The following is a 17,145-nucleotide window of genomic DNA, read 5'->3' on the forward strand; positions in this document are numbered from 1 at the left end:
GTCGGGGAGGGGGACGGCATTACTTTTTACGGTTTCGTGCAGGAAGAAGGGGAAAATATGGTACTGCTGGGGACGATAATCAACGGAATATGTATTGTGGGAGGAACGCTTGTCGGTCTTTTCTTTACGAAGATACCGGCAACTTTCAAAGAGACGGTCATGAACGGCGTCGGTCTTGCTGTCATACTGATCGGACTGCAGATGGGGTTCGAAGTGAACAGCATCGTAATAGTTCTCTTAAGCCTCCTGTCGGGAGCGATTATCGGTGAATCCCTTCATCTGGAAGAACGGCTGGAGGCCTTCGGAAAGTGGCTGGAGCGGAAGTTCATGAAATCAGGTTCCCAGACAGGACTTGCCGAAGCTTTCATTACGGCATCCCTCATCTTCGTAATAGGGGCTTTGTCTGTAATCGGAGCGCTGGACGGGGGATTGAGGAACGATCACGAAGTGCTTATCACGAAAGGAATCATCGACGGTTTCGTAGCCGTCGTGCTGACCTCTACGTTCGGGGTGGGAGTGATCTTCTCTGTCATCCCGGTCGTCCTTTATGAAGGAAGTATCGCCTTGTTGGCTACGCAGATAAACCGGTGGGTGCCGGAGCAGATGCTTGATCTGTTTATAACGGATATGACTGCCACCGGGGGTCTTATGATCGTAGCGATCGGTCTGAACATCCTTAATGTCACCAAAATACGTGTAGCGAACCTCTTACCTGCCCTCGTCATGGTAGGGGTCATCATTTACATCCAGCAGCTTTTCTGACGGGAGTAAGAGAAAGGTGGCAGCTGCGCCTTTCTTTACTTTCCTGCATAATTTTCATACATTTGTAATCAACAGCAGGCAGAATAGAGAAAGAGGTGATGTCGTTGAACGGAGAAGGGGAAACCGTGAGAGAAACCTGGGATATATGGAAAGAGGTTCTGATGAACCCTGAACTCTGGATCAGATTAGGGGAAGCAGTGCTCCAGGTCATTTTCATCCTAATACTTGCAACGGTGGTAATTAAAGTAGGTACGAAGATTATCGATCAGTTTTACGGCAGAAGGAAGAAAGGTCCTTTCCGCATTTCCGTGCGAAGGGAAACGACGCTGACGAAGCTGTCCAAAAATACGCTGACCTACGTCGTGTATTTCACAGCCCTCGTAATGATCCTCGAGACGTTCTCCATTAACGTGGGAGCACTGATCGCCGGGGCCGGGGTCGCAGGACTTGCCATCGGTTTCGGTGCTCAGAACCTGGTCCGGGATATTATAAGCGGATTCTTCATCATCTTCGAAGACCAGTTCTCTGTCGGTGATTTCATCGGGACAGCCGGCGTGGAAGGGTTCGTAATAGAAATTGGACTCCGGACCAGTAAAGTAAAAAGCTGGGGAGGCGAAATCCACATCATTCCGAACGGAAACATTACCCAGGTAACGAACTATTCCATCGATAATGCTGCTGCGATCGTCGATGTGAAAGTGGCCTATGAGAGTGATTTCGAGAAAGCGGAGCAGGTAATCAATGAGCTGCTTAAAGAAATGCCTTCCCGCTACAGCAGTATGATTTCCACGCCTGAAGTATTGGGGGTCGTGGACCTGGCGCCTTCTGAGATCACGTTGCGTATCTTCGCCGAGACGCTGCCGATGGAACACTGGCCTGTCGGAAGGGCAATCAGGAAGGAAGTGAAGCTGCGTCTTGATGAGGAAGGGATTGAAATTCCGTTCCCTCGTATTGTTATGTATTCACGAGAAGGTACAGGAGGGGTGCAAGATGGAGAAAGAGTATAAGCTGAATGATATAGTGGAAATGAAAAAAGCTCATCCGTGCGGGGAGAACCGGTGGAAGATTATCAGAATGGGCGCGGACATCCGTATTAAATGTGAAGGATGCGGGCACAGTGTAATGGTCCCCCGGCGTGAGTTCAACAAAAAGATGAAGAAAGTACTGGTGAAAGCCGAAGACTGACTGTTTCACGTGGAACAATATAACGATTTTCATAGCGGAAATCATTTATTTCAGCCGATAGTGAGGACTCTTTTTTCCTTTTCTATCGGTTGTTATTTTGGAGTGTACTATCTATAATTGGTATGACATATGCGCAAAGTCTCTAAGGAGGAAAACCTAAATGGCACTAACAGCAGGAATTGTAGGCTTACCGAACGTCGGAAAGTCTACGCTATTTAACGCAATTACACAGGCGGGAGCCGTCTCTGCGAACTATCCGTTCGCAACGATCGACCCGAACGTCGGCATCGTGGAAGTTCCGGACGCCCGTCTGCAGAAGCTTACGGCACTTGTGAATCCGAAAAAAACGACCCCCACTGCTTTTGAATTTACGGATATCGCCGGCATCGTCGAAGGTGCCAGTAAAGGGGAAGGACTTGGTAACCAGTTCCTCTCCCACATTCGTCAGGTGGATGCGATCTGTCACGTCGTCCGTGCTTTCGAGGACGATGAAGTGACCCACGTTTCCGGTCGGGTCGATCCGATCTCAGATATTGAAACTATTAATCTGGAACTGATCCTTGCCGATCTCGAAACAATCAACAAACGTCTCGACCGTGTGGAAAAAATGGCGAGACAGAAAGATAAAGAAGCGCTCGCCGAGAAAGACGTGCTCACCCGTCTGAAAGAAGCACTTGAATCCGAACAGCCGGCCCGCGCCCTGGAACTCTCGAAAGAAGAGGAGAAATACCGGAAAGGGCTGCACCTGCTTACAGCAAAACCGATTCTTTATGTGGCGAACGTCGCAGAGGATGAAATCGGTGAAGCTGAAAATGAAAACGTGAAGCGCATTCGTGAATTTGCGAAGAAAGAAGATGCAGAAGTCATCACCATCTGCGCAAAAATCGAATCGGAAATCGCCGAGCTTGAAGGGGAGGAAAGAGCAGAATTCCTCGAAGACCTGGGAATTGCAGAAGCCGGTCTCGACCAGCTCATTAAAGCTACGTACAACCTTCTTGGTCTGGCCACTTATTTTACAGCCGGCGAGGAAGAAGTCCGGGCATGGACCTTCCGCAAAGGGATGACTGCTCCGCAGGCGGCAGGAATCATCCACACCGATTTCGAAAAAGGGTTCATCAAAGCCGAAACTGTGTCATATGAGGATCTCATCGAAGGCGGTTCCATGGCGAAAGCCAAGGAAAACGGTAAAGTACGTTTAGAAGGTAAAGAGTATATCGTAAAAGACGGAGACGTCATCCACTTCCGATTCAATGTTTAAGTGATGGTTGCAAAAAATCAGGAATTATGGTATTATAACTAGCTGTGAGTAATAATATACGATTACTCCTTGCCTTTTGCAGAGCAGAAGGCCGCTAAGTCCATAAGGAGGTGAACACGGATGAGAAATTACGAAATCATGTACATCATCCGCCCGGATATTGAGGAGGATGCGAAGACTTCTGTCAAAGAACGCTTCAACAATATCCTTTCTGAGAACGGTGCGGAGATTGATGAGACAAAAGAAATGGGTAAACGTCGCCTTTTCCACGAAATCAAAGATTATCGCGACGGTATCTATGTAACAGTCAATTTCAAAGGAACAGCTGACGCTATCAATGAATTTGATCGCCAGGCTAAGTTCTCTGATGATATTATTCGTCATATCGCTGTACGCGAAGACGATCAATAAAGGGGTGGTCTGATGTTGAATCGTGTCGTTTTAGTCGGCAGGTTAACGAAGGATCCTGATTTGCGCTATACACCGAATGGTGTAGCTGTCGCTAATTTCACCATCGCTGTAAATCGTCCGTTTTCCAACAACCAGGGAAACAACGATGCAGATTTCATTAACTGCGTCGTATGGAGAAGAGCAGCGGAAAACCTGGCGAACTTTATGAGTAAAGGCAGTCAGGTCGGTGTAGACGGACGGTTGCAGACCCGGAGCTTCGATAACAAAGAAGGTCGTCGTGTGTTTGTTACGGAAGTCGTAGCCGACAGCGTCCAGTTTCTGGAATCAAAAGGCAGTTCCGGCGGCGGACAAAGTTCCCGCAGCGATCAGTCTTCAGGATACCAGGGCAATCAGAACCAACCATCACAAGGTAATTACGGACAGTCAAAAAATGATGACCCGTTCGCAGATGACGGGGAACCTATTGACATATCGGATGATGATCTACCATTCTAAGAGTACGGTACTCTTTACAAATTCTAAATGAAAAGGAGTGAACGCATATGGCACGTCGTGGACGTAGACGTAAGAAGGTTTGTTATTTCACAGCAAATGGCATAACCCATATCGATTACAAAGACACTGAGCTGCTTAAACGTTTCATCTCTGAGCGTGGGAAGATTCTTCCTCGCCGGGTAACAGGAACGTCTGCAAAATATCAGCGTAAATTGACGAAAGCTATCAAACGCTCCCGTCAAATGGCTCTGCTTCCTTATTCCACTGAATAGTAGCAGACGGAATCTCCCGGCTTTTTTCGAAGAGTCGGGAGATTTTTTTATGGAATTTTGTTATTCTTGAGAGAAAGATATTCAATAAGGGGGGGGGAGAAAAGGTGCCGATTTGTGATCATTGCGGCTACAGGTGGAGGCGGAGAGACGTATGGAGAAAACTTTCCGTACAGGCGAGAGGCACATGTCCCTCGTGCGGAACGATGCAGTACGTGACGGCTACATCAAGGAAGCGGGGCAGTATGTATATGCTGCTTGTGTTTCTCATTCTTATCGCTCAGGCACTGTTCGATCTTCCGCTGTTATGGTCGATTACGATGCTGTTCGCTTTATTTTTCATTTTGATGATTTTCGTAATCCCCCGCGTCTACAAGCTTACCAGTGAACAGGAAGCTCTGTATTGAAAGGAGACAGACGTCTTCTATTTTTTGATTTAAATATATCTTGCATTCGAGATAAATATACCTTATAATTATCTCAGATTCGAAATATTGGAGGTATAACAATGGCAAGCGTAGCACTAGACAAAGTTCACAGCAGTCTTGATTTTCAGATTAAACACATGATGGTATCCAAAGCGAAGGGTACTTTCCAAAACTTTGATGTCGATTTCGACGGAAGTATTGAAGATTTGGAGAATGCTTCTGTTAAAGTAGTGATTCCGGTTGAATCCATCGACACCGGACAAAAAGACCGTGACGATCACCTGAAAAACGGAGATTTCTTTGAAGCGGAAAACCATCCGAACCTTGAGTTCGTAAGCAAAAAAATCGAGAAAATCTCTGATGATGAATACAAGTTCACAGGTGACTTCACGATGAAAGGCGTCACCAACGAGGAAACATTCACTGTCGAATACAACGGGACTTCGAAAAGCCCGATGGACGGCAGCACTGTAGCCGGCTTTGACGTAGAAGGAAAAATCAACCGTGAAGCATATGGCGTAGCGTTCAACGCACCGCTCGAAACCGGCGGCGTAATGCTCGGCCGTGATGTGAAATTTACAGGAAACTTCGAATTCATCGTAGAATAAAGTAAACGGGTAAAGAAAATCGGACTGTCAGGGGCGCCCTGGCAGTCCGGTTTTTAATACTGAATTTTTCGCTGGTCTTCGGAGAGGAGGGTACGGTCGAAACGCTGGATCCAGCCCATGAAATACTGGATGAATACGCCGCTGAAAAGCATAATGATAATGGTACCCATTCCTACAGCCCCGTTGAAATAAAGAGCGAAAAGGACGAGTACGACACTGATGGCAGCACGTGATATCGTTACGTTCCATCCGGTAAGGTTATGAATGACGAGCATCATCCGGTCAAACGGGATAGGAGCAAAATCCGCCTGCAGGTTAATAGAGATGCCGAGCGCTGATATGACCATACCGAGAAAGAATACAATACTCTGCAGCCATACACTTTCCGGAGTGACGATCCCCTCCAGCGTAAAGACCCAGAAGTCGATTCCGGCCCCGGTAATGAGAGAAGTGACGATGGCGAGCATTTCGGGACGTCTTTTTTCGGCCACCGCGTTGAAAATAATCATCGAAATACCGACGACGATTTCCCAACTGCCGATCGTCAGGCCGACGGTACGGTACAAACCGACGAGCAGCGCGTCGAAGGGGGAAGTTCCCAGTCCGCCGAGAACCGTGAGAGAGATGCCGAGAGTGAGTATGAGCAGTCCGGAGAAATAGTACCCGGCCCGCTGATAAATCCTTTTCACTGTGCATCCCTCCTTATTATGTATCCTGTTACTATACAAAACCCAGGGATTTTTTTCAATGAAAAGGCAAAAATCAGAATGACAGTACTAAACCCTTGCAGGGATTCCTACAAGGGTTTAGTACGTTTACGTAGTTACTTGACGCTTGCCCACTTGAATTCGAAGTTCGGCCCGGTAGCTGTAGGGAAGACTCCTTCGATATTCGAGCGGAGCAGTTGTGATTTCGCATCCTGGTAAAGGGGAGCGACAGCGGCATCTTCTTCGATAAGAAGACGTTCTGCTTCCATGAATGTTTCATAACGTTTTTCAGGTTTCTGTGCAAGTTCTGTATTCGCTTTGTTGATGAGGCTGTCATATTCTTCACTTGAGTAGTTCATATTGTTGTTCTGTCCATCAGTAAGGTACATGTTCAGGTACGTGTTCGCATCGGCATAGTCAGGGCCCCAGGTAGCGGCTTCGATTTCGAATTCGCTTTCCTGATCACGACGTACGCGCTCTTTGAACGGTACCTCCACGACCTTGACGGAGAGACCTTCAAGATTGGTTTCGAGCTGCTCTTTGTAGTAAGCCATGGCGTTCTGGGAAGAATCTGTATCGTCACCCATCAGTTCGAGAGTCACAGAATCCTTACCGAGTGCTTCAAGAGCTTTGTCCCAGTGTTCTTTCGCTTTTTCCACATCGTGGCCGACAAGAGGTCCCTGGACTTCACGGAAATCTTTTCCGTCCGAACCGGGTACGGTTACAAAGTTCGAAGGTACATAACCATTAGCCGGTACGGAGCCGTCGTTCAAAATAACATCTGTCAGCGACTTACGGTCGATCGCCATGGACATGGCTTTACGGGCATCGGCATTGCCGAGCACTTCATGCTCCTGGTTGAATTTGAAGAAGTACAGATAAGGGTTTTCTACGACATTGAAGTGTTCGGAGGAGCGGTACTCATCCACGAATTCCGCATTCAGTTCCGCCTGGTCCAGTTCTCCCGATTGGAACAGGTTGACGGCCGTAGACGTTTCTTTAATGACTTTTACATCAATCTCTTGCAGTTCTACAGTATCGGCATCCCAGTAGTTTTCGTTCTTCACGACTTTCCATCCTTCGCCGTGTTTCCATTCCGTCATCTTGAAAGGACCGTTGGCAAGTGTGTTGTCCGCTTCCGTAGAGAAGCTGTCGCCCTGTTCTTCGACGTAACTCTTATTAAGAGGCATAAACGTGATGAAGACGGTCATGCTGTCAAAGTAAGGAACGGGCTGTTCCAGATTTACTTCAAACGTATAATCGTCGACGGCTTTTACGCCGAGCTCTTCCGGTTTCATTTCTCCGTCAGCGATAGCGGAAGCGTTCTTCACTACGCCGCCGAGGAAATACGGTCCGTACTCGGAACCTGTTTCCGGATTGACGGCACGCTGCCAGGCGTACACAAAGTCGTGAGCCGTGACCGGGTCACCGTTTTCCCACTGGGCGTCCTCCCGCAGGTTGAATGTCCACGTCGTACCGTCTTCCGATACTTCGTGATCTTTGGCGATCCCTTCGGCCAGTTCGCCATTTTCGTCGAGACGGTAGAGGCCTTCATATGTCTCGCCCGCCCATTGGAAAGCTACGGAGTCGGTAATGAGACTCGGATCCATACTCGGCAGTTCACTCTTTGCAGTGAAAGAAATGGACTGATCACTTCCGGAATCCGATCCTTCCGAAGACTCGCCCTCCGATCCTTCGCTGGAAGATTCGTTTCCTCCGTTACCGCCACAGGCGGCCAGAACAAATAATAAAGTGATGGATAAAATAAGGCCTAAAAACAGTTTTCTGCTCACTCTCTTTTCCCCCCTCTTATAGTATGTAGAACTTTTCAGAATAATGTTACTTTTTTGAGTATACAGTTTTCCTTTAATAATTTCAAGTAGCGAAATATCTCAATAGATTGACATTACGCCGGTCTCTGATAGGATAATGAATTATATATTTTTTAGATTCACGGGAGGTTTTCCTGTTTCTAATATAATCAGCGACTCTAAAGGAGGAATTGTATTATGCATCGAGTACTCATCAGTGACCCGTTGAGCGAAGACGGGATTAAACCGCTTCTGGAAGCGGCAGACACCGAAGTCATTCAGAAACCTTCCATGGAAAAGGAGGAGCTTCTGGAAGAAGTAGCTAAAGCGGATGCACTTATCGTAAGAAGCCAGACGCAGGTGACGAAGGAAGTGCTGGAGCATGGCGTAAATCTGAAGATTGTCGGTCGTGCGGGAGTCGGAGTCGATAATATCGATCTCGATGCGGCGACAGATAACGGGGTCGTTGTTGTAAACGCTCCGGACGGTAACACGATTTCCACGGCGGAACACACGATGGCTATGCTTATGTCAATGGCACGTAATATTCCGCAGGCCTACCATTCTCTTCAGCAGGGAAACTGGGACCGTAAGAAATACGTCGGTGTGGAGCTGAAGAATAAGACGCTCGGTGTCGTCGGTTTTGGTCGTATCGGCCGGGTAGTTACGCGCCGGGCCAAGGGGCACCGGATGAACGTAATCGCCTACGACCCGTTTCTGACCCGGGAAAAAGCGGAGAAAGCGGGAGTGGAGCACGGTACACTTGATGAAGTCCTCGCTCAGGCGGATTTTATAACCGTACATACGCCGCTTATCGCTGCAACGCATCATCTTATCAATAAGGATGCGTTTGCGAAAATGAAAGACGGAGCGAGAATCCTCAACTGTGCCCGTGGCGGTATCATCGAGGAGGAAGCCCTTTACGAAGCACTGCAGTCCGGCAAAATAGCCGGAGCGGCGCTCGACGTGTTCGAGGAGGAGCCGGCCATTAACAACAAACTGCTTGAACTTCCGCAGGTCGTAAGTGTTCCGCACCTTGGAGCGAGCACAGTCGAAGCCCAGGAGAACGTGGCGGTCGACGTGAGCAACGACGTAATGGAAGTGCTGCGCGGAGGAAATGCGAAACAGCCGGTGAACATTCCGTCTATACCGGAAGAAATGCAGGACAAACTCACACCTTACATTACCCTCTCGGAAAAACTGGGTGCTTTTCTCGGCAGCATCGTCCGCGGCGGGCTGAACAACATCAACGTTTATTATTCGGGTGAGCTTACGGACGTCGATCCGACACCGCTCACGAGAAAAGTAGTGAAAAGCGTGCTTCAGCTTTTTGTCGGTAATCGTGTGAATGACGTTAATTCCTACAAGATAGCCAAAGACAAAGGAATCGAAATCAATGAGCAGAAAACGACATCGACAAAAGGCTTTACGAACCTTCTGACAGTGGAACTTGAAACGGATGAAGAGACGCGAAGCATTGGAGGAACGCTGCTGAATGGACTCGGAGCCCGGGTCGTCCGTCTCGACGGCTACTCCGTGGACGTCATACCGGAGGGACACCTGATCAGTATCCATCACAAAGACCAGCCCGGGGCGATCGGCCGCGTGGGAAGCCTGCTTGCCGAGCACGACGTCAACATTGCGACGATGCAGGTGGGTCGTACCGACATCGGCGGTGCCGCTATCATGATTTTGACGATCGATAAGGAAGTGGGACCGGAATGTCAGGAACATCTGGCCCACGTCGAAGATATTAACCGCGTTCAGTATTTGAAACTGTAAAAGAATGAAGGAAACCTCCGGCTGCCCGGAGGTTTTTTTATGGGAAGCTGTTATCGTGACCTTCGGAAGCCATTTACGTGCCTGAAGGGAAGGAAAACGACGGAATCGTGCCGTTGAAAAGAGGAATGGGGAGACGACCGGCACGATTCGAAGTAAATCGTTACCTTTGGCGCCGTTTTTCCGTTCTGAAGGGAACGAAATCGTATCGCACTGCATAAAAAAACCGCCCCGGGAGGCGGTTTCTCTGTTCAGGTAAGCGGGTGAGCGGACTTTTCCCGGCGGGTGAACGTATGGACTTCGTCGTACCCGATGGATTTCGCAAACTCCACCGCTTCATCGTAACGGTAGCCGAGATGATCCGGCTTATGAGCGTCGGAGCAGAGCGTAATGCCGACGCCGTACTCTTTGCACGTCTTAAGAAAATCGGGTTCCGGATACATTTTCCCTACCGGTTTGCGGAGCCCGGCCGTACTGATTTCAATCAGCGTCCCGGTTTTCGCGAGGGCACTCGCAGCCCGGTCGTACTGACGCTGCAGAAACTCCTGGTCGTCCGGTTCATAGCCGAACACTTTGATGACGTCGATGTGCCCGACGAAATCGAAAAGTCCGGACTCGGCGAGCGTGACGACGCGGTCGAAATACTGTTCGTACACGTCGTATACGTTACGGTTTTCGTACTCTTCCCGGTAGATGGCAAGGTCGATTCCCCACTCGTCGATCCAGTGGACGGAGCCGATCACGTAGTCGAAAGGATGTTCCTTGATGAACGTTTCCATCTCTTTTTCTTTTCCCGGCATGTAGTCCATTTCGATTCCCATCTTCACGCCGAGGTTCTCTTTTTCCGCTTCATCGAAAAGCGCCTGATAGTCGCTGAAATCGAGGGTTCTGCGGTTTTCCACCCACGGATTGGAAAGGATTGGACGTGTTTCCTGAAAAAAATAGGCGTGTTCCGAGATGCCGAGCTCTTCGATTCCCTCTTCTTTCGCCTTTCGGACGTAGTCTTTCAGATAATCGACGCTCAGTTTCCCTGTTTCCGCCATATGTACGTGGTAATCAGTACGCATATTTTTCCTCCTCCACTCTTCCCTGTAATTAAAAATCATCATAACAGTATTGGCAGGCAGAGGCAAAATCATTACTTTTCATTCGACCCGGAACCTCCTGTCTATGTTAGAATAGGGAGAGCTATTTATGGTGAAAAAAAGCGGGGTTACGAAATGAAAAATACGAAACAAATTACGGAAGGAGCGCTGTTGACAGGTATTTACCTGGTAATGCTCCTCATTCTTCTGTTTTTACCGATCCCGATTATCGGGACTTTCTTAATGTTTGCGCTCCCTGTACCGTTTGTCATTTACAGTTACCATTTCGGGTTCAAACCGGGGCTGGTGATGCTTGTCGGAGCTACCGTGCTTGCATCGATTGTGGCCACCGTGTTCTCGTTTCCGGTTACGCTGCTTTCGGGACTTGGCGGAGTGAGCCTTGGTGGGGCGATGTATAACAAAAGAAACGCTTACGAAACGTGGATATCGGGGTCGCTCGGTTTTATTGGCGGCCTCGTAGCTGTTTATGTTTTGACACAGCTGCTGTTTGGATTAAACTGGATGGAGGAAATTCAGCGGGCCATCGATCAGTCCATCAGTATGACACAGGACGTACTCACTTCCATTGGCGGAGAAGAAACCGAAGCGACCGTGCAGATACTCCGGGAACAGATGGAGAGTCTGCCGGACTACTTACCGGGTATTCTCGCCGTTACCGGAATAGCGATGGCGCTTATCAGTCAGTGGCTGAGTTACAAACTGCTCAACCGTCTTGAAAAAGCCGGTCTCTTCTTCCCGCCGGTGCGGGAGATGAGGCTACCTGTCGCTATTTTGTGGTATTACTTCATCGCCATGATTCTCAATCTGATATTTATGGACGGGGAAGGAATATGGTACATGGCGGCCGTCAACGTATCGCTGCTGACGGGCATGCTGCTTATTCTCCAGGGTTTTTCGTTTATCTTTTTCTACAGCCGGGAGAAACAGTGGCCCAAAGCGGTGCCGATCATGGCAATCATACTGTCGGTTCTGCTGCCGCAACTCTTTCTTTATCTCGTTCGCATCTTGGGTATAATTGATATAGGATTCCCGTTAAGGGATAAAGTGGAAAAAAAGAAATAGCTCGGAGATTCTTAATAGGAGCTGAAGCGAATGGCAAATGTAAAGAAAACATCCGCGATGAGCGGACATTTATGGTTAATTTACTTCCTGTCCGTAATTCTGCTGGCTTTCATCTGGTATTATCAGTGGATGTTTGGACTCGTGATGACGCTGCTGCTTATCGGTTCGATTTTTTACAGTATCCGTACCGAACAGCAGGTGATCAATGACACAGAGGAATATATATCGACTCTTTCCTATCGGGTGAAAAAAGTGGGGGAAGAAGCCCTTCTCGAAATGCCGATCGGCATCATTCTGTATAGTGACAACTATAAAGTGGAATGGGCGAACCCCTACATGAATAAGTTTGTGGATGGAGATACCGTAGTAGGCTCCTCGCTGAACGAACTGTCGGAGAAACTGATTCCGAACATTAAAGAGAATAAAGACGAAGCGTGGATTAATCTCGGCGGTAACCAGATGCAGACTATCATGAAGCAGGAAGACCGGCTGCTGTATCTGTTCGACCGGACGAAACAGACCGAGGTGGAATCGCGCTACCGGAATGAGCAGAGCGTGCTGGCGGTTATCTTCCTTGATAACTATGAAGAGCTCACCCAGGGGATGGACGATACGTCGAAAAGCCGCATCAACTCCCAAGTGACATCGATTCTGAACAAATGGGCGGACGAGCACGGCATTTACTTGAAGCGCACGTCCCAGGAACGGTTTGTCGCCGTGATGACAAAAGAGATTCTGGCCGGACTCGAGAAGACGAAATTCGAAATTCTCGACGAGGTCCGTGAGCTGATTACGGATCAGAATATGCCGCTTACGTTAAGCTTCGGTATCGGCGTCGGCCCGATTACGCTCCCTGAGATGGGCGACCTGGCCCAGTCCAGTCTCGACCTTGCTCTCGGTCGCGGCGGTGATCAGGTGGCCATTAAAGATGAGACTGGAAAAGTACGCTTTTACGGCGGGAAGACGAATCCGATGGAAAAACGGACCCGCGTACGGGCCCGCGTTATTTCCCACGCTATGAAGGATCTCGTCCAGAGCAGTGAGAAAGTGCTTGTCATGGGCCACAAGTCACCGGACATGGATTCGGTCGGCGCGGCAATCGGTATTCTGAAAATCGCACAGGCCAACCAGAAAGAGGCATCGATCGTCGTGGATCCGGAAGATGTTGATACGGGTGTGCAGCGGATGATGGATGAAATCAAAAAAGACGAAGAACTGTGGGATTATTTCATATCTCCGGATGAGGCCCTGGAAACCGTTACGAACGAGACGCTGATTGTCGTCGTGGATACGCATAAACCGAAAATGGTAGCCGAGGAGAAACTTCTGAACAAAACAGAACACGTCGTCGTCATCGACCACCACAGAAGAGCGGAAGACTTCATTGCGGATCCGACGCTCGTCTACATGGAACCATACGCTTCGTCGACGGCGGAACTGGTCACCGAGCTTCTGGAGTACCAGCCGAAGAAACTGAAACTGTCGATGCTTGAAGCCACCTCGCTCCTCGCAGGTATCATCGTCGATACGAAGAGTTTCACCCTCCGTACAGGATCGCGGACGTTCGACGCCGCTTCCTACCTGAGAGGTAAAGGGGCGGACACTGTCCTCGTGCAGAAATTCCTGAAAGAGGATCTCGATATCTACGTCCGGCGGAGCCGTCTGATTGAGCAGGCGGAAATCTACAGGGACGGCGTCGCTATTTCGGCTGCGGAAAAAGGGGATATCTTCGGTCCGGTTGTCATCGCCCAGGCTGCCGATACGCTCCTTACGATGAGCGGTATCGAAGCCTCTTTCGTCATATCCGACCGGAAAGACGGCCAGGTCGGCATAAGCGCCCGGTCCCTCGGAGACGTAAACGTACAGGTGATCATGGAACAGATGAACGGCGGCGGGCACCTCACGAACGCCGCCACCCAGCTTGAAGACACAACGATTGAAGATGCGAAAGCATTATTGCAAGATATAATCGACGAGTATTTTGAAGGGGGAGAAGAAGAATGAAAGTAATATTCAACAAAGACGTCAAAGGCAAAGGCAAAAAAGGAGAAATCAAGAACGTCTCCGACGGCTACGCCCGCAACTATCTTCTGAAACACAACCTTGCTGTCGAGGCTACGAAAGCGAACGTGGACGCACAGAAAGCCAAGGACAAAAAAGAAGAAGAAAAAGCTCAGCAGGAAGTGGAAGAAGCGAAGCAGCTGAAAGAGGAACTTAAAAATATCGAAGTGAAGCTTGCAGCTAAATCCGGGGGCAGCGGCCGCCTCTTCGGCTCGATTCCGAGCAAACAGATTTCCGAGCAGTTGAAGAAAGACCACGACATCTCCATCGACAAACGTAAGATCGAGATGGACGACCCGATCCGTACGCTCGGATACACGGAAGTTCCGGTGAAGCTTCATCCTGAAGTGACCGGAACGATCCGGGTACACGTAGCGGAGAAATAGGAGCAATGATTAAGAGGAGGCAAAACCAGTGAATGAATTTTTTCAGGACCGTACGCCGCCTCACAATATAGAAGCGGAACAGGCGGTGCTCGGCGCCGTCTTCCTGGAGCCTTCGGCGATGACGACTGCGGCTGAACATCTGCTTCCTGAAGATTTTTATCGTGCCAGCCACCAGCGGATTTTTGAAGTGATGCTCGGGCTTTCCGATCGTGGAGAACCGATCGACCTCGTGACGGTGACGACAGCCCTGTCGAACAACCGGACACTCGAAGAGATCGGCGGGGTTTCCTATTTGAGCGACATCGCCAATTCGGTGCCGACCGCTGCAAACATCAGCTACTACACGGATATCGTCAGCGAGAAATCGACGCTCCGGCAGTTGATCCGGACAGCGACGGAAATTGTGACGAACGGCTATGCGGAAGAAGATGACATCGAGGACGTACTGAACCAGGCGGAAAAAGAAATTCTCGATGTGTCCCAGCGGAAGAACTCGCAGGCTTTCAAAAATATTAAAGACGTCCTGATCGACGTGTACGATAATATTGAACAGCTTCATCAGAGTGACGGCAACATCACCGGAATCCCTACCGGCTACAGGGATCTCGATACGATCACCTCCGGCTTCCAGCGGAACGACCTGATCATCATCGCGGCCCGTCCGTCGATGGGTAAGACGGCATTCGCCCTGAATATCGCGCAGAACGTAGCCGGTCAGACAGGAGAGAACGTTGCGATCTTCAGTCTGGAAATGGGCGCCGATCAGCTCGTCTCCCGTATGCTCTGTGCGGAAGGCAACATAGACGCTCAGCGTCTGCGTACAGGGAAAATGGAATCCGATGACTGGAACAAATTGACGATGGCGATGGGAAGCCTGTCTAACGCAGGAATTTATATAGACGATACGCCGGGCGTGCGCGTGAACGAAATCCGGTCGAAGTGTCGTCGTCTCAAACAGGAGCACGGCATCGGAATGATCCTCATCGACTACCTGCAGCTCATTCAGGGGAGCGGCAACTCCCGGGAGAACCGCCAGCAGGAAGTATCGGAAATCTCCCGTTCCCTGAAAGGGCTGGCGCGTGAACTGAACGTTCCGCTCATCGCACTTTCCCAGCTGTCCCGCGGTGTGGAATCACGTCAGGACAAACGCCCGATGATGTCAGACCTTAGGGAATCCGGGTCGATTGAGCAGGATGCCGATATCGTCGGTTTCCTGTACCGGGATGATTATTACGACCAGGAATCGGAGAACCAGAACATTATCGAAATCATTATAGCGAAACAGCGGAATGGCCCGGTCGGCAACGTCGAGCTTGCCTTTGTGAAAGAGTACAACAAGTTCGTCGACCTTGATCACCGCTACAGCGATTCAGATATCCCCCCTGCCTAGCGCAGAGGGGATTTTTATAATCAAAGAATTTAACGAATGTTTACAGATTTTAATTGAATAATGTTCGGTTTTTGTTGACGATATTCCGGATTATTGGTAAACTGAATAAGAATTAATGCAGGAGGTGTCTTCATGTCATCAGTAGTAGTAGTCGGAACCCAGTGGGGAGACGAAGGAAAAGGCAAAATTACGGATTATCTATCCCAGCATGCGGAAGTCGTAGCCCGTTATCAGGGTGGGAATAACGCAGGTCACACAATCAAATTTGATAATGCTACATATAAATTGCACCTGATTCCTTCAGGGATTTTCTTTGAAGATAAACTTTGCGTGCTCGGAAACGGTATGGTCATCGATCCGAAAGCACTGAAGGAAGAACTGGCCTATTTACATGAGCACGGTATTTCAACGGACAACTTGCGTATCAGTAACCGGGCGCACGTCATCCTTCCCTATCATCTGAAACTCGACGAGCTTCAGGAAGCGGATAAAGGTGATAACAAGATCGGTACTACGAAAAAAGGAATCGGTCCTGCCTATATGGATAAGGCAGCCCGTATGGGTATACGGATCGCGGATCTTCTGGATAAGGAAAGCTTCCGGGAGAAACTGGAACAGAACCTGGCCGAGAAAAACCGTCTGTTCGAGAAGGTATACGGAGACCGCCCGTTTGAGATCGACGATATCCTTGAAGAATACTATCAGTACGGCCAGGAGGTCGAAAAGTATGTATGCGACACCTCCGTCGTTCTGGACGATAACCTCGACGAAGGACGCCGCGTTCTGTTTGAAGGAGCGCAGGGGGTCATGCTTGATATCGATCAGGGGACGTATCCATTCGTTACATCCTCCAACCCGATTGCAGGCGGAGTAACGATCGGCGCCGGTGTCGGGCCTTCGAAGATCAAGAACGTCGTCGGCGTCTCCAAAGCCTACACGACGAGAGTCGGAGACGGACCTTTTCCGACGGAACTGACAGACGAAATCGGAGATCAGATCCGTGAAACCGGAAATGAGTACGGAACGACGACCGGACGTCCTCGCCGCGTCGGCTGGTTCGACAGTGTCGTCGTCCGTCACGCCCGCCGCGTGAGCGGTATCACCGATTTATCGCTGAATTCCCTGGACGTACTTACAGGTATCGACACGCTGAAAATCTGTACGTCCTATAAGTATAAAGGCGAGATTATCGAAGAATTCCCGGCGAGCCTTAAGAAACTGGCGGAATGTGAGCCTGTATACGAAGAGCTTCCGGGCTGGGAGGAAGACATTACGAAAGCGGAAAGTCTGGATGACCTGCCGGCGAATGCGCGTCACTATCTGGAGCGTATTGCTCAGCTTACCGGCATCCCGCTGTCCATTTTCTCCGTCGGCCCGGACCGCACGCAGACGAACGTGGTACGCAGTGTCTACCGGGAATCGTAAAC

18 protein-coding genes are annotated in these 17,145 nt (G+C 49.5%); 15 read left to right on the forward strand and 3 right to left on the reverse strand.

The window, feature by feature from the left end; all coding sequences use genetic code 11:
• Positions 1-57 precede the first annotated feature (57 nt).
• From AAV35_RS00125 to AAV35_RS00165, 9 genes are all read left to right on the forward strand, one after another.
• A complete protein-coding gene (locus AAV35_RS00125) occupies positions 58-762 on the forward strand; it encodes a DUF554 domain-containing protein (RefSeq protein ID WP_008590327.1) in 705 nt (234 codons plus the stop codon).
• A gap of 98 nt (positions 763-860) precedes the next feature.
• Positions 861-1,769: a mechanosensitive ion channel family protein gene (locus AAV35_RS00130; RefSeq protein WP_040609415.1), complete on the forward strand. Its 909-nt coding sequence runs from the start codon at positions 861-863 to the stop codon at positions 1,767-1,769.
• On the forward strand, positions 1,753-1,947 hold the full coding sequence (locus AAV35_RS00135) for a DUF951 domain-containing protein (RefSeq protein ID WP_008590330.1): 195 nt from the start codon (positions 1,753-1,755) through the stop codon (positions 1,945-1,947). The genes AAV35_RS00130 and AAV35_RS00135 overlap by 17 nt, the downstream gene beginning before the upstream one ends.
• A gap of 160 nt (positions 1,948-2,107) precedes the next feature.
• Positions 2,108-3,205 carry a redox-regulated ATPase YchF gene (gene ychF / locus AAV35_RS00140; RefSeq protein ID WP_008590332.1) on the forward strand — a complete coding sequence of 366 codons (1,098 nt, stop codon included), beginning with the start codon at positions 2,108-2,110 and terminating at the stop codon, positions 3,203-3,205.
• Positions 3,206-3,325: 120 nt separating this feature from the next.
• Positions 3,326-3,616: a 30S ribosomal protein S6 gene (gene rpsF / locus AAV35_RS00145; protein ID WP_008590335.1), complete on the forward strand. Its 291-nt coding sequence runs from the start codon at positions 3,326-3,328 to the stop codon at positions 3,614-3,616.
• A gap of 12 nt (positions 3,617-3,628) precedes the next feature.
• Positions 3,629-4,111, forward strand: a complete 483-nt coding sequence (gene ssb, locus AAV35_RS00150) for a single-stranded DNA-binding protein (RefSeq protein ID WP_008590337.1) — start codon at positions 3,629-3,631, stop codon at positions 4,109-4,111.
• A 47-nt stretch (positions 4,112-4,158) separates the two neighbouring features.
• The gene (gene rpsR / locus AAV35_RS00155) at positions 4,159-4,383 is read left to right on the forward strand and encodes a 30S ribosomal protein S18 (RefSeq protein WP_008590340.1); all 225 of its coding nucleotides are present in this window, start codon (positions 4,159-4,161) and stop codon (positions 4,381-4,383) included.
• 104 nt (positions 4,384-4,487) lie between these two features.
• Positions 4,488-4,787, forward strand: coding sequence for a TIGR04104 family putative zinc finger protein (locus AAV35_RS00160; protein ID WP_073991971.1), 300 nt, complete (start codon positions 4,488-4,490; stop codon positions 4,785-4,787).
• Between the two features lie 101 nt (positions 4,788-4,888).
• On the forward strand, positions 4,889-5,416 hold the full coding sequence (locus tag AAV35_RS00165) for a YceI family protein (RefSeq protein ID WP_008590341.1): 528 nt from the start codon (positions 4,889-4,891) through the stop codon (positions 5,414-5,416).
• A gap of 53 nt (positions 5,417-5,469) precedes the next feature.
• Here AAV35_RS00165 and AAV35_RS00170 read toward each other — a convergent pair whose 3' ends face one another.
• Positions 5,470-6,105, reverse strand: a complete 636-nt coding sequence (locus AAV35_RS00170; protein WP_008590343.1) for a YczE/YyaS/YitT family protein — start codon at positions 6,103-6,105, stop codon at positions 5,470-5,472.
• A gap of 134 nt (positions 6,106-6,239) precedes the next feature.
• Complete coding sequence (locus tag AAV35_RS00175; protein ID WP_008590344.1) at positions 6,240-7,916, reverse strand: peptide ABC transporter substrate-binding protein; 1,677 nt, start codon at positions 7,914-7,916, stop codon at positions 6,240-6,242.
• Positions 7,917-8,132: 216 nt separating this feature from the next.
• On the opposite strand from AAV35_RS00175, the gene serA reads away from it, so the two are divergent.
• Positions 8,133-9,716 (forward strand): phosphoglycerate dehydrogenase, encoded by a 1,584-nt coding sequence (serA, locus tag AAV35_RS00180; protein WP_008590346.1) that lies wholly within the window; start codon positions 8,133-8,135, stop codon positions 9,714-9,716.
• 248 nt (positions 9,717-9,964) lie between these two features.
• Here the strand turns inward: serA and AAV35_RS00185 are convergent, their stop codons facing one another.
• Positions 9,965-10,780 (reverse strand): histidinol-phosphatase, encoded by an 816-nt coding sequence (locus AAV35_RS00185; RefSeq protein ID WP_008590348.1) that lies wholly within the window; start codon positions 10,778-10,780, stop codon positions 9,965-9,967.
• Positions 10,781-10,933: 153 nt separating this feature from the next.
• Here AAV35_RS00185 and AAV35_RS00190 point away from each other — a divergent pair, with 153 nt between their 5' ends.
• The 5 genes from AAV35_RS00190 (at position 10,934) to AAV35_RS00210 (ending at position 17,143) form a co-directional block, all read left to right on the forward strand.
• A complete protein-coding gene (locus tag AAV35_RS00190; RefSeq protein ID WP_008590350.1) occupies positions 10,934-11,881 on the forward strand; it encodes a YybS family protein in 948 nt (315 codons plus the stop codon).
• Positions 11,882-11,911: 30 nt separating this feature from the next.
• A complete protein-coding gene (locus AAV35_RS00195) occupies positions 11,912-13,885 on the forward strand; it encodes a DHH family phosphoesterase (RefSeq protein WP_008590352.1) in 1,974 nt (657 codons plus the stop codon).
• A complete protein-coding gene (rplI, locus tag AAV35_RS00200; RefSeq protein ID WP_008590353.1) occupies positions 13,882-14,328 on the forward strand; it encodes a 50S ribosomal protein L9 in 447 nt (148 codons plus the stop codon). Before AAV35_RS00195 ends, rplI begins: the two co-directional genes overlap by 4 nt.
• A 28-nt stretch (positions 14,329-14,356) precedes the next feature.
• Positions 14,357-15,718, forward strand: a complete 1,362-nt coding sequence (gene dnaB, locus AAV35_RS00205) for a replicative DNA helicase (RefSeq protein ID WP_008590355.1) — start codon at positions 14,357-14,359, stop codon at positions 15,716-15,718.
• A 132-nt stretch (positions 15,719-15,850) separates the two neighbouring features.
• Positions 15,851-17,143, forward strand: a complete 1,293-nt coding sequence (locus AAV35_RS00210) for an adenylosuccinate synthase (RefSeq protein WP_008590357.1) — start codon at positions 15,851-15,853, stop codon at positions 17,141-17,143.
• Positions 17,144-17,145: the final 2 nt, after the last annotated feature.

It is taken from the genome of Salimicrobium jeotgali, from assembly GCF_001685435.2.
Lineage (GTDB): Bacteria > Bacillota > Bacilli > Bacillales > Halobacillaceae > Salimicrobium > Salimicrobium album.